This window comes from Prochlorococcus marinus XMU1408 (assembly GCF_003208055.1).
Lineage (GTDB): Bacteria > Cyanobacteriota > Cyanobacteriia > PCC-6307 > Cyanobiaceae > Prochlorococcus_B > Prochlorococcus_B marinus_A.
The window spans coordinates 62,857-75,892 of record NZ_QJUE01000001.1; the positions used below are offsets into that span (position 1 = coordinate 62,857).

Genomic DNA, 13,036 nt, shown 5'->3' on the forward strand with positions numbered 1-13,036 from the left:
AGCAAAATATAAAAGACACTTTTGAGACCTTTCCGAGGCATAAGCGAGTCAAATGCGGGGTGTCACCATTGTGGCATATTAATAAAAATAGCTATTATAGTATTGAAAATTATTCCACTTATACTATTTATATGATTAGATAAACATTCTCAAGTAAATACTTCTTATTTCTTTTTATAAAATAAAAAATGAAGGAATCTGATAAGAAAGAGCAAGGGAACAAACCTATTAATGAAGTAATCACATTCCCAATTCCATATTCTTTAAGCGGAATTAAAAGTAATAATACTAATAGTAGAAAACTTCCTTCTAAAATTACTAAAGAACAAATCATTAAGCAAGCTATTAAATTACAACTACAAGGTAATATTAAGAAAGCATCAAAATACTATCAATATTGTCTTTCTCAAGGATTTAAAGACACAAGAATATTTTGTAATTATGGCATCATATTAGAGAATCTAGGAAAGTTAAAGGAAGCAGAATTATTATTTCTTAAAGCAATTGAACTGAATCCTAATTCCGCAGAAGCACATTCTAATCTGGGCATCATATTGAAAGATCTTGGCAACTTAAAAGAAGCAGAATTATCACTTCGTAAGGCAATTAAATTAAATCCTGATTTTGCAATGGCTCATTCCAATCTGGGAAACGTATTAAGTGATATCGGCAACTTAAAAGAAGCAGAATTATCACTTCGTAAGGCAATTAAATTAAATCCTGATTTTGCAATGGCTCATTCCAATTTGGGAAACGTATTAAGTGATATCGGCAACTTAAAAGAAGCAGAATTATCACTTCGCAAGGCAATTGAATTGAATCCTGATTATGTTGAAGCATCTGCAAATCTTTCAGTACTTGAACTACTGCGCGGCGACTATAAAAATGGTCTGGAAAATTATGAATTTAGATTTCACCAAAAAAAAACAATTATTCACTCAAAACCACAGATTAACAAAGTAGATAATAACAAACTCCCAAAAGATGAAAAGCTATTAATAATTAGTGAGCAAGGGTTAGGAGATACGCTTCAATATATGCGCTATATCCCTTATCTTAGAGAGCAAGGTTTTAATGTTTCCTTTTGTGCTCAAGAAAAACTACATTCATTGATCAAAGCATCAAATATTGATCCAAACCCATTAACACCAGAGCAAGCTAATCAAGTTTCAGAAGGTCAATGGCTCCCTTTATTATCATTACCAAGATATCTAAAAATCAATCCAAAAAATCCCATTAAATCTCAACCATATATATCTTCAACTGAAGATCTTTATAAGAAATGGGAAGATATTCTATCTAAAGAAAGAAGACCAATTATTGGCATTAATTGGCAAGGCAATCCCAATGCTGAAAAAACAATATTAAAAGGCCGGTCTTTGCAATTAGAAAAATTCTCTACTCTTGCCAAAAAGAAAACGTTAAAATTACTATCACTTCAAAAAGGCTTTGGTTCAGAACAATTAGATCATTGCTCATTCAAAAATATGTTTGTTGAATGCCAAGCGAAAGTTGATTCTACTTGGGATTTTCTAGAAAATGCGGCCATCATAGATAACTGCGATTTAATTATTACCTCTGATACTTCAATTGCGCATTTAGCTGGAGCAATGGGTAAAACAACCTGGATACTCCTTAAGCATGTGCCTGAATGGAGATGGGGCACTGAAGGAGAAAGTACATTTTGGTATCCCTCGATGAGATTATTCCGACAAAAGCAAAGACATGACTGGCAAGAAGTGATGGAAAGAGTATCGAACAAATTTGAAGAAGAACTGAAAAAAAATATGAATTGGTCTAAATAACAAGTTCTTTAAAATATTTAAATATGAATTTTTAGTAGTGAATAATCAAAGCCAGAAGAAAATCATATGTCATCGAATTTTCTATATTGACATTATCTGAGTTATCTATAGAAGGGACATTTTAAATCTATAACTATTTTTAGTAGTGATAACTATATATACTAAATATTTCTTATCAGATATAAACTTTATAAACATAGTCGAGCAATTTATATCTTTAATATTGAAATATATAACAAATAAAAAATTTTACGAATACTTAACCGTTGTGATTTTCAAGAAAAAATTACAAAAATAACTACATATATAGTTTTAAAAGCTAAAAAATGTAACGTAATTAACAGTGAAATAAGGTATATTTGTGAATTTAATTACTAAAGATTAGTTGAGAAAAGAAAATAAGGATGTTACTAGTTAAACTTAACTCATGTTAAGGGATGCCTTAGTTTCATCTACAAAATGAATCTCAAGTTCATTACTAAAAATGTCCGTGCCATTAGAGGGAACAACAAGAGGTAAATCTCTATAAGTAAGCAAACAATTTTTCATATTTAATTCCTTCAATGAAAAATTTCCATCATGCTGTCCACCTTCAGCCTTAAATTCTCCTGCCTCTGTTCTCGACCAAATAATAAACCAATCAAGTTTTTCCAATGTTTCTAGTTTTGCCTCATTCCAATTGTGATAGTCATCAGAGTCAAAAAGCTCCATTACCGATGTCTCTACACTCTCACCATCAACTTCAATTCCTCCTTCATCCAAATGTATTTTATATTCCTCTGCTCCGTCCTCTTCAAGAAGAACTTCATGATTAAAAGTTTTCTGGGCGAGTGCCAACATCTCTTCTTTTCTATCATCAAGAATCTTGCTGATGACCATATCCTCATCCCAGTAACGCTCATCAATTACGTATCTTAATGAACCAAATCTTTCGGCAAGTGCCTTATTAGCAGCATCTTTAGCAATCTTCGCTGCCTTTTCACTGTCTTCATCAAGTTCCTGTTTAAAGCGTTTTAAATCACTTGCTAGTACATCCATTTGTTTGTAAAACTCGCCATAGTATTTGCCTGTCCTCGTTTTTGCAGTTGAGTAAAACACTTTGATGTATTGAATATCCCCGTTGTAAGTAACTTCAAATGACATTGGATCGAACTATCTCTTATTAAAATAATCACGCCTTTTTCAAACCCTCGCCACAATTGATTGGCTTAGTTGAAGACAAAGTTCAAACAAAAAAATCGAAGATAAGAGATCTTTCTAAAGACCGCCATTTATCGCATTAACACTTGATCAGGAATTAAATACCTTAGGGTTTTTATCATATATATTTTTATTCAAAGGAGTAGAAAGAAATTAAGAATCAAAGCACTATCAAAAAGAAAAAAAACATTGACTCTAAGTAGGAATCTTATAACTCCTTTTATAAACAGAGAACACCTCTCATGGAATCTCTATATATCGAATAACCAGGCCATACATGATAATCAGGGGCTTTATTTACATCTATGGGAGGTAAAATCATGACTTGTGGTAATCCTTTTAAATACGCAATTGAAAATTTCAAGCAAACATTTTCTAAATCTTTTGGAGTTCCCAGCCAAGGAAACGATTGGTGTGATTTTGTTTCTAACGATGATACTGATTTTGATAATGAGTGCTTGCAGTTTGACAACGGCTAGATGGACTATTGAGGTATAAAAAATGATTTTTCAATAATTCAAAGATTATGGGGCCATTAGTAAAACAGGTGTTTCCTCTCATGCTTCTCGAGTTCAGATAAGCTAAAAATTATTTAGGAGTCACAGCACTTCCGTAGATCCAAGTTAGAAGCTCAAGGATAAAAAATTCAGTTTGGCAAGTGCTGGACTCAAAGGGGGCGATCAAAATCTCGCCCCCTTCTTTATTGCATTAGGTTTTCCAATAGTCATCCCATTCTTCCTTTAATGCATCCATCGATAAAGAGTTATAAAAACCTTTCCATTTCTTTGCTGAGTTGGAATCGGTTGCACTCAATGAAACCATTAAATCTATGGCTTTTTCCTTGGTAAATAATGTTCCATTATTTGATTGGAAAAACATTTTTATAAAGTATCCCCAGGAAACTGAGTGTCATTTTTTACACCAATGGATTCGCTAAATCCTGAGGCAAGTATTCCAGTAGGTATTGCTATCGCAGCAATGCCCATAAGAGAAGTTATCGATGCAATTGTTTTCCCAACCGCTGTAACTGGTATTGAATCACCATAACCGACAGCACTAACAGTTGTAATTGACCACCAGAGACATCTTGGAATTGACCCTAATAATTCTGGTTGAATAGATGATTCAGTAAGATACATACAAGTACTACTAATCAACAAAAGTAACACTGTATAAAAAGTCGATATTTGTAGCTCTTGACTTTTTGATCGAAGTGCATAATTGAAATGAAAGATGCTTTGCTTAAATTTTTCACTTCTACCGATTTTCAATATTCTTAAGAGACGAATAACTCTAAGAATTTTTAATTCTGCTCGAACACCTATAAACGATGGAATGATTGCAATGACATCAATAATTGCCATAGGTGAGAGCATATAACGCAAAACCCCGTTCAAACCTTTTCCAAATTTCTTATCTAGAGGTGCGACCCATAAACGACAACAATATTCAACACAAAATAAAGCACCAATAATCCAGTCCAAAAAATCTATCTGATCACCAAACTGATAATCAATTGAATTTTCAGTAACGATAACTGCAAAAAAAATCGAGATAAATATAGTAATTCCACAAGTTTTATTAAATATAGAAGTTCTTCCACCTGGCGTGCGATTAATTACCTGCTCATAAATTCTTAGACGTAATTCATTCATCATTGGCTAATGAGTAAATAGAGTTGTTTACAAGTTAGGCATTCTTGATGAATTGTCTTCTAAATCCTTGATGACCCAAAAGAAAATTAATAGGCAAAATATATATTACGTATAGTTCTATAAATTTATGGCTAAAATAGTTTAAAATCGATTTAATAGGTAGTTCAGACGAGGATCAACGAATCCGTGAATAAAGAACAAAGAAAGGAGAAAATAGATAAAGAAAAAATCTTCACAGTTCCATTTTCCTTAAAAGAAGTTAAAGAAAATATCACTATTTCTGCTAATAATCCTGACAAGCCTTCTAAAGAAAAAATAATTAATCAAGCATTTATGTTTCACGCACAAGGAAATATTTCAGAAGCAGCAAAATATTATAAAAATTTCATCAATCAAGGATTCAAAGATCACAGAGTTTTTTCTAATTATGGAGTCATTTTGAAAAATCTTGGCAAATTGCAAGACGCTAAAATCGCATATCAGAAAGCAATTGAACTAAATCCTCATTTCGCAGAGGCACATTCCAATCTAAGCCTCATATTTAGAGATCTTGGCAAATTGCAAGACGCTGAAATCGCCATTCGCAAAGCAATTGAACTAAATCCTCATTTCGCAGAGGCACATTCCAATCTAAGCCTCATATTTAGAGATCTTGGCAAATTGCAAGACGCTGAAATCGCCATTCGTAAAGCAATTAAACTAAATCCTAATTGCGCATCCTCATACAAAGACCTAGGTATCTGTCAATATCTTATTGGAGATATTGACTCAGCATTCAATTCCATATTAAAAGCAAATTCCATTGACCCTGAAGAGTTAGGTAACAAAATATTATTACGTATTTTTCATAAAGAAAAAGATACTAAAAATAGTGACCTACAAACAAATCAAAAAAACTTGAGTCTTCCTGAAACAACTTTGAACTCAAATCCCCTAATTTTGCATATGCCAATAGAAGTAGAACTTATTAATAGCTTATATAAAATAAAAGCTAGAGATCAAGAGAAATATCAGGCTCCAACTTATGGAGATGCCAAAGGTTCAGATTACAAATTATTTGAAATAAATGATTCAATTATAAAAATTACAGAAGAAAAATTAATTAGTATCGCTAAAGATTCGGTTAAATCAGATATCTTCATAAGCGAGTCTTTCTTTACAATATTTAGATCAGGAGGTGGATTAAAAAGTCACGATCATTTGAACAAATTAGATAAGGTAAAAGGCTTAAATTTAGCAAATAAAAAGTATTCGTTAGTATATTATGTATCTGTAGGCGATCAAGATTGTGACGAACCAGGGATTTTAAAACTCAAAAATCCAAATCAAGAAATTCTTCCCAATAATGGATTAATAGTTATTTTCCCAGCAAGAAGAAAACACTCTGTATTTTATAAAGGCAATAAAGATAGAATCATTATTGGAGTAAATTTTTATAGACTCTAGTAAGACTAAAAGATTAGAGTAATCAGTAAGTTAATTTAAACAGAGGAATAATGATCAAGAAACCTGGTCAAGAAAAGAAAAGAAATAAGAAAAAAAATGAAATAAAAATCTTCAACGTTCCATTTGATTCAGGAGAAATCATAAAGAATAGTACTATTAATACGAATACTCCATCTAACAACTACAAAGAAAAAATAATTAATCAAGCTTTTAACTTTCATGCTCAAGGTAATATTTCAGAAGCAGAAAAATATTATAAAAAGATTATAAATAAAGGTTTAATAGATTATAGAGTATTTTCTAATTATGGAATCATATTAAAAAATCAGGGCAAATTAAAAGAGGCAGAGCTATTGACTCGCAAAGCAATTAAACTTAAAACTAATTACGCAGAAGCATATTCAAATTTAGGGAATATTTTGAGAGATCTTAGAAAATCAAAAGAGGCAGAACTATCGACTCGTAAAGCAATTGAACTCAATCCTAATTTCGCGGATGCTCATCTAAATCTAGGCAATATATTAAGAGATCTTGGCAAATTAAAAGAGGCAGAACTATCGACTCGTAAAGCAATTGAACTTAAGCATGATTTCGCAAAAGCACATTGCAATCTTGGAATCATTTTAAAAGATCTTGGAAAATTAAAAGAAGCAGAACTATCAACTCTTAAAGCAATTGAACTTAAAACTAATTACGCAGAAGCATATTCAAATCTAGGAAATATATTGAAAGATCTTGGTAAATTAAAAGAGGCAGAACTATCAACTCGTAAAGCAATTGAACTTAATGCTGATGATGCAAAAGCATACTATTTACTATCTTTACTTGAATATTCTAATGAAAATAAAAGATGGCAGAATCAACTCTTTTCTAAAGATATCTTAAAAAATAAATTAGAAAAAGATCAAATTGATATTTACTTTGCAAGAGCAAATATTCTTCATAAGGAAAAAAATTATGAAGAAAGTTCTAAATACCTTGAATTAGCAAATAAGCTTAAATTAAATTTTAATCCATCTAACTCGGATAATTTTATCAATAAATCTAAAAAATTGCTTATTGAATCTTATAAAAAAGAAATTACGAAAAAAGAATACAAAAGTTCTTCTGAGAGTATTTTTATTGTTGGTATGTTTAGAAGTGGTTCTACATTATTGGAATCAATCCTTAGTATGAGTAATAATGTATATGATCTAGGTGAAGTTAATATTCTAGAAGAATCATTCCTTCAGTGGAATAAATCCAAACAAGAAACAAATCTTGCTAAATTATATGATGAAAAAGTAAATAATAAGACTAAATTGAATATCACAACTAATAAATGGTTATATAACTATCAATACGCAGGTATTATTGCCCGGCATATACCAAATGCAAAAATTATTCACTGCCATCGACATCCTCTAGATAATATTCTTTCAATTTATCGAGCACATTTTTCTAGTGGAAGTGAATTTTCTTCCTCCATAATTGATTGCACAAGAGTTTATTTAGATCAAGAGGAAATAATGAGTAAATATAAGAATAGATTTAGATCAAAAATATATGACTTAAATTATGACTCATTAGTCAGAAATCCTAATCAAGAAATTAAATCTTTAATCTCTTGGTTAGATTGGAAGTGGGACAAAACATATCTAACACCTCATCTAAATCCACGCTCAGTTTTAACAGCAAGCAATGTTCAAGTTCGTTCCCCAATCAATGCAAAATCAATTGGTGGATGGAAGAACTATAAAGATATGCTTAAACCTGCCATTGAAATCCTTACTCAAATAGATAGATATCAAGACTTGGTTGCATAAATTTGCATTGTGTTAGTAACAAAAAGATCGTATTGGAGTAGAAAAGAATTAACAGAACAACCCCTCACACAATAGTTCTGTTGCTAAAAGGCACTCGACTTAGCTTAAGTATGGTGCCTTTTTAAAGTTTAATTTTATAGAATTGACACATGTGACAGTTGGAAAACTCAAATACCCATCATTCCCATAGCAATAAGTTTAATTAAATTTCGTATGTGAGGAGTTGAGATCCTCCGCAGTGGAAACAAGGAAACACTTGCGACTGATCTTCAAAAAGACCTGTTTTAGACAGGTCTTTTTTTTGCTTCATTAAATACTTAGTACCAAAAATACCTAAAGAAGATATTAATAAATTCTCAGGTACTAAATCATAGGCATTAGAACGCTAGTGTAAAGAAAATAAATTCCTTGCGATTCCTCCGTAGAAACACTCAAAACGTAAAAAGAAAAATATATATTTAATTTATAGCTACTTTTAGTAGTTAATTCTATTCACAATCTATAGCTCCTCAAACAAAAAATTATTTATGACAAGGTTCTCAGGGGATGATTTATCGAAACAAACGTGTCACAAACTGAAAAAGCACCTCAATAAAAAAGATAAGTTCTATTGTACGAGTTTATTTTATTAATAATCCTAGAAAGTTCAGTGAAAATATTAGTTAATCTCGCTCTATCAGTGATAAATAATTTCAGAAAGAAATAATAAGAATCAAAAATAGTAGTAAAATAAAATGAACCAAAAGAAAGAAAACATAAGCGAAGATGGATAGTTCTAGTCAAGAAGGAGAAGTAAAGAAGAAAATTAATGAGATAAAAACATTTCCAGTTCCATTAACTATAGGAGAAATTAAAGAAAATATTATTATTAATACTAATAAACCTAATCAACTTTCTAAAGAAGAAATAATTAATCAAGCATATAAGTTTCATTCAATAGGAAACATTTCAAAAGCAAGCAAATATTATCAATATTTTATCAATCAAGGATTCAAAGATCATAGGGTTTTTTCTAATTATGGATCCTTATTAGAATCCCTTGGTAAATTACAAGAAGCAAAATTATATACTAGTAAAGCCATTGAATTGAATCCTAATTTCGCAAAAGCGCATTACAATTTAGGAACTATATTGACTGATCTTGGCAAATTACAAGAAGCAGCATTGTCATTCCGTAAAGCAATTAAACTCAATCCTGGTTTCGCGAAGGCTCATTCCAATCTGGGAAACATATTGAACGATCTTGGCAAATTACAAGAAGCAGCATTATCATTCCGCAAAGCAATTAAACTCAATCCTGATTTTGCGAAGGCTCATTCCAATCTGGGAAAAATATTGAATGATCTTGGAGATCAAGAAGGAGCATTTGATTCTTATCTGAAAGCAATTGATATCAATCCAAAAAATTCCAATATTTACTCCTCAATTACTAGATTTTTACAAGAGTCAGATCCAGCACATTTAAATAAATCTAAATTGAAAAAAATATTAAATATTCTACTAGAAAAAAACAATGTGTCCCATCAAGAATTATTAAGACCATTTAATTTTTTATATAGCAATCAAATAATAAATAATATAAAAAAAACAGATCAAGACTTTTCCAAATTAGAATTACTTATTAAAGATAAAATTATAATTAATGCACTTAAAAAGATTATATTTTGTGATCTTAAGTTGGAATCAATACTTACCGAAGTAAGAAAAAATATATGCTATCGTATTGCAAAAAATACCGAAAATATAAATTACTCGGAATTACAATTTATTATTGCATTAGGAGAGCAATGCTTTTTTAATGAATATATTTATTCAATCACAGAAAAAGAAAAAATATGTATTAATATTATCATAAAAAAATGTAGAGATGGGGAATTAAATGAAAGAACAATTGCCATTTTATCTTGTTATTTTCCACTATATAAACTTATTGAACATATAGAGTCTTTAAAATCATTTAATTCTGCAGATATAAATTTTCAACAATTATTGAGATTTCAAATTTCAGAACCCCTAAAAGAAATTCAAATATCTAAAAATATCAAAAAATTAGGTTCTATCAATGATAGTATCTCTCAAAAAGTAAAAACACAATATGAAAAAAATCCATATCCTAGATGGCGATTTGGAAATCCTTCAACCAAAAAAAAGGTTTCTATTATACAAGCAATAAATAATGAAATCAAACCTAATTCTATTAGTTATAATATAAGAGATAGTAAACTAAAAGTTCTAATTGCGGGGTGTGGAACAGGTCAGCAGATTTTAAATACACAAATTTATAAGAATGCTCATTTTAGTTGTATAGACTTAAGTTTATCTAGTTTATCTTATGCTCAAAGGAAGATAAATGAATTGGGTATTAAGAATGTTAAACTAATTGAAATGGATATCTTAGAAGTTGGTTTATTAGAAGAGCAATTTGATATTATTGAATGTGGAGGTGTTCTACATCACATGGAAAATCCTTCAAAAGGATTGAAAGCATTATTAGGTGTTTTAAAAAAGACTGGATTCCTTAAGTTAGGTTTGTATAGTGAATTAGCAAGACAAAATATAATCCAGGCAAGAAATTATATTGCTAGCAAAAAAATTCAAGCAAATGAGGATAGTATTCGTGATTTTAGAGAAAGAATTATTTCAGGGAAATTGAAAAATTTAAACTCATTAACAACATGTAAAGACTTTTATTCATTATCGGAATTCCGTGATCTTTGCTTCCACAGCAAAGAACATAGATTCACAATTAATCAGCTACATGAAACTCTCAAATCTAATAAATTAAAATTTCTTGGATTCTTACTTCCAAAGCCAGTAAAATCTTCCTACAAGCAATATTTCCCAGAAGATAAGAAGCAAATAAACTTACAAAACTGGACAAAGTTTGAAGAAAAAAATCCTAACACTTTCAAAGCAATGTATCAATTCTGGACTTGTAAAACAGAGATTTGACTACTTCCAGAACATAAAAATATTTGATTTTGTAGAGAAAACTATCCGTCTAGATTGTCTCCTATAGAGACACTATTAATGTCAAAAATAAACCAATGACACTTACTTATTTAAAGTATGACTACTTTCTATAGACGTTTATTCCTACTGAATACTTCTAAACCCAAATATTTCTTATAATACTATCTTTCACTCGACAAATTTAGCATTAGCGAAGATATACAAAATATTTTGATTTTTATACACCTAGCACTTTGTATTAGTTGCTTTTATAAAGCTAGTCGTAAATTATGCAAATTTCTAATTAAAAAATTTTTCTGTTGTTGAACTTTTTAGAAATTGATTACACAAGAAAAAACAGAACGCGTCCTCAACAAAATCATTTCTGCAATAGAGAAAGACCCTTAGTAGCACTGTTCGGCAAGAGGTTTTTCTTTTGAGGAGTAATCAGTGTTAATGCTTTAGGGTTTTTAGCCTATAGATATTTTTAATTAGAAGGAATAGATATAAATCAAAGCACTATTAGGAGGTCAAGCCATGTCATGCGGTAATCCTTTTAAACATGCAATCGAAGACGTAAAAAAAACATTCTCGAAATCGTGTGGAGTTCCTATCCAAGGGAACGATTGGTGTGATCTTGTTTTTAATTATGAAACTGATTTTGATGAGGTTGATTACGAGAATGAATGTTTACAGTTTGGCAACTGCTCATTTGACTACTAAAAAATATTAAATTCACAAGAGGTCTAATCATGCAAGCAACCCGTAGTTAGATCTAATGGATCTAATACTCTCTCATCAATCTTTCTTTGGTTTTCTGTCCTTTTAATCTCACTTGGAACACTCCCTCATATAGTGCCTTATTACTTTCAGTTGAAATATTGAGGTAAAAAGTTTGTTGTTCTTCCTACTTTTGCAATTGCTCATCATTTTGTCTTTTTAATAGTGACAAAAGATTCATACAGGAGTAGAAAAGGAATAACAGAACAACTCCTCACACAATCGTTCTGTTGCAAAAAAGCACTCCACTTCACGTAAGTAGGGTGCTTTTTTAGTGCCTGTGCCAATTCTTAAACCCACCTTTAAAGGGTTTAATCTAGATTCCATTCAATTATGTTTTGTTTGTGAGGAGTTGAGATCCTCCGCAGTGGAAACAAGGAAACACTTGCGACTGATCTCACAAAGAAACCGTCCTAACAGAACTGGGCGGTTTTTTTCTGCCTTTTCTAGAGTGGTCTGATGATATTTCCACCTCCACAAGTTGTTTTCGGGTTGCTGCTTTTATGTACAGCAGTTGTTTTTGATTTTCAATATCAGATACAACCCATTCAGAAATAGCAAAGACGGTGTTTGATTAGGAATAATTTCTGATGCTTCTACTTGCAGTTTTGATTAGAAAAGGAAAAGCAGAACAACTCCTTACCAAAATTAGTTCTGTAAACAGAGAGAGGGACTCAAGGTCGCTGAAGCAGCAGGGTCCCTTTCTTAATGCTAAAAATAAGTAACTTGACTTACTAGACAAATATAGTACGTTTGTATTAGTTTAATCCCCATCACAAACGCAAAAGGAGGATCCAGTGAGCAGGATCCTTTTTTTGTCTTCTACATGAGGAGGACTATGGCATGGTCAAAGAAAGCAAGATTCTTATCACCTGTAGAGGTTCTGGAGAACCCTGAAGAGTGGGACTACTTCACTGACTTGGAACTTATGAAGTCCAGAGGTAGTTCGATTTGTATGACATGCGAACACTTCACTTACACCTGTGATAAGTCATGCGTAACTCTTCTAACTTGTCCTCTTCATCAGCGTCTTATTCCTCAAGGTGAACACCTAACCAAGCGTTGTAGAAATTGGCAGCGAAAGAGAGTCCTTGATATTGGACTGTGTCCTGAAGTCGCTTAACTACCCACAAAATTATTTTCTAAAAATCAATGAACTTAACTACCACTGCTGATTCCGTGATGATGTTTTGCATTCTCGCTTCAATGGCAATCTTTGATGCATTCTCAACTCTTCTTTCAATACTCAAGAAAGGAATATTTGTAGATCAAAGATCACTCCTGATGAAAAAGACCAATAGAGAATTAAAGGAAATGCTGGTTGGTGTAGAAAAAATTTCCAAACTGAATAAAAAACAATTAGTGGATTTGATATTGGTTGCTTTTTAGTAAG

11 protein-coding genes are annotated in these 13,036 nt (G+C 31.1%); 8 read left to right on the top strand and 3 right to left on the bottom strand.

Features of this window, described 5'->3' with window-relative positions:
- Positions 1 to 188 precede the first annotated feature (188 nt).
- Positions 189 to 1,805, top strand: a complete 1,617-nt coding sequence (locus DNJ73_RS00280) for a tetratricopeptide repeat protein (protein WP_158465738.1) — start codon at positions 189 to 191, stop codon at positions 1,803 to 1,805.
- Between the two features lie 420 nt (positions 1,806 to 2,225).
- Here the strand turns inward: DNJ73_RS00280 and DNJ73_RS00285 are convergent, their stop codons facing one another.
- On the bottom strand, positions 2,226 to 2,948 hold the full coding sequence (locus DNJ73_RS00285) for a hypothetical protein (protein WP_158465739.1): 723 nt from the start codon (positions 2,946 to 2,948) through the stop codon (positions 2,226 to 2,228).
- Between the two features lie 362 nt (positions 2,949 to 3,310).
- Here DNJ73_RS00285 and DNJ73_RS09630 point away from each other — a divergent pair, with 362 nt between their 5' ends.
- Positions 3,311 to 3,484 carry a hypothetical protein gene (locus DNJ73_RS09630; RefSeq protein ID WP_187152506.1) on the top strand — a complete coding sequence of 58 codons (174 nt, stop codon included), beginning with the start codon at positions 3,311 to 3,313 and terminating at the stop codon, positions 3,482 to 3,484.
- Between the two features lie 229 nt (positions 3,485 to 3,713).
- Here DNJ73_RS09630 and DNJ73_RS09635 read toward each other — a convergent pair whose 3' ends face one another.
- Together DNJ73_RS09635 and DNJ73_RS00290 are read right to left on the bottom strand one after the other, a co-directional pair.
- Entirely contained in the window at positions 3,714 to 3,884 is a 171-nt protein-coding gene (locus DNJ73_RS09635; protein ID WP_187152507.1) for a hypothetical protein, read from the bottom strand.
- A 2-nt stretch (positions 3,885 to 3,886) separates the two neighbouring features.
- The gene (locus DNJ73_RS00290) at positions 3,887 to 4,660 is read right to left on the bottom strand and encodes an ion transporter (protein ID WP_158465947.1); all 774 of its coding nucleotides are present in this window, start codon (positions 4,658 to 4,660) and stop codon (positions 3,887 to 3,889) included.
- 186 nt (positions 4,661 to 4,846) lie between these two features.
- Here DNJ73_RS00290 and DNJ73_RS00295 point away from each other — a divergent pair, with 186 nt between their 5' ends.
- The 6 genes from DNJ73_RS00295 to DNJ73_RS00320 all read left to right on the top strand — a co-directional run bounded on the left by DNJ73_RS00295 (position 4,847) and on the right by DNJ73_RS00320 (position 13,032).
- On the top strand, positions 4,847 to 6,106 hold the full coding sequence (locus DNJ73_RS00295) for a tetratricopeptide repeat protein (protein ID WP_261792577.1): 1,260 nt from the start codon (positions 4,847 to 4,849) through the stop codon (positions 6,104 to 6,106).
- A 50-nt stretch (positions 6,107 to 6,156) separates the two neighbouring features.
- Positions 6,157 to 7,911 carry a tetratricopeptide repeat-containing sulfotransferase family protein gene (locus DNJ73_RS00300; RefSeq protein ID WP_158465741.1) on the top strand — a complete coding sequence of 585 codons (1,755 nt, stop codon included), beginning with the start codon at positions 6,157 to 6,159 and terminating at the stop codon, positions 7,909 to 7,911.
- Positions 7,912 to 8,676: 765 nt separating this feature from the next.
- Positions 8,677 to 10,863 (top strand): tetratricopeptide repeat protein, encoded by a 2,187-nt coding sequence (locus DNJ73_RS00305; RefSeq protein WP_158465742.1) that lies wholly within the window; start codon positions 8,677 to 8,679, stop codon positions 10,861 to 10,863.
- Positions 10,864 to 11,400: 537 nt separating this feature from the next.
- Positions 11,401 to 11,586, top strand: a complete 186-nt coding sequence (locus tag DNJ73_RS00310; RefSeq protein WP_158465743.1) for a hypothetical protein — start codon at positions 11,401 to 11,403, stop codon at positions 11,584 to 11,586.
- An 895-nt stretch (positions 11,587 to 12,481) separates the two neighbouring features.
- On the top strand, positions 12,482 to 12,766 hold the full coding sequence (locus DNJ73_RS00315; RefSeq protein WP_072013375.1) for a hypothetical protein: 285 nt from the start codon (positions 12,482 to 12,484) through the stop codon (positions 12,764 to 12,766).
- A 29-nt stretch (positions 12,767 to 12,795) separates the two neighbouring features.
- Positions 12,796 to 13,032, top strand: coding sequence for a hypothetical protein (locus tag DNJ73_RS00320; RefSeq protein ID WP_158465744.1), 237 nt, complete (start codon positions 12,796 to 12,798; stop codon positions 13,030 to 13,032).
- The last annotated feature ends 4 nt before the right edge of the window (positions 13,033 to 13,036 follow it).

Excerpts from the sequence above, each read along its gene's own strand:
- DNJ73_RS00280 (WP_158465738.1), top strand. The coding sequence starts at position 189 with ATGAAGGAATCTGATAAGAAAGAGCAAGGGAACAAACCTATTAATGAA.
- DNJ73_RS00285 (WP_158465739.1), bottom strand. The coding sequence starts at position 2,948 with ATGTCATTTGAAGTTACTTACAACGGGGATATTCAATACATCAAAGTG.
- DNJ73_RS09630 (WP_187152506.1), top strand. The coding sequence starts at position 3,311 with ATGGGAGGTAAAATCATGACTTGTGGTAATCCTTTTAAATACGCAATT.
- DNJ73_RS09635 (WP_187152507.1), bottom strand. The coding sequence starts at position 3,884 with ATGTTTTTCCAATCAAATAATGGAACATTATTTACCAAGGAAAAAGCC.
- DNJ73_RS00290 (WP_158465947.1), bottom strand. The coding sequence starts at position 4,660 with ATGAATGAATTACGTCTAAGAATTTATGAGCAGGTAATTAATCGCACG.
- DNJ73_RS00300 (WP_158465741.1), top strand. The coding sequence starts at position 6,157 with ATGATCAAGAAACCTGGTCAAGAAAAGAAAAGAAATAAGAAAAAAAAT.
- DNJ73_RS00305 (WP_158465742.1), top strand. The coding sequence starts at position 8,677 with ATGGATAGTTCTAGTCAAGAAGGAGAAGTAAAGAAGAAAATTAATGAG.
- DNJ73_RS00310 (WP_158465743.1), top strand. The coding sequence starts at position 11,401 with ATGTCATGCGGTAATCCTTTTAAACATGCAATCGAAGACGTAAAAAAA.
- DNJ73_RS00315 (WP_072013375.1), top strand. The coding sequence starts at position 12,482 with ATGGCATGGTCAAAGAAAGCAAGATTCTTATCACCTGTAGAGGTTCTG.
- DNJ73_RS00320 (WP_158465744.1), top strand. The coding sequence starts at position 12,796 with ATGAACTTAACTACCACTGCTGATTCCGTGATGATGTTTTGCATTCTC.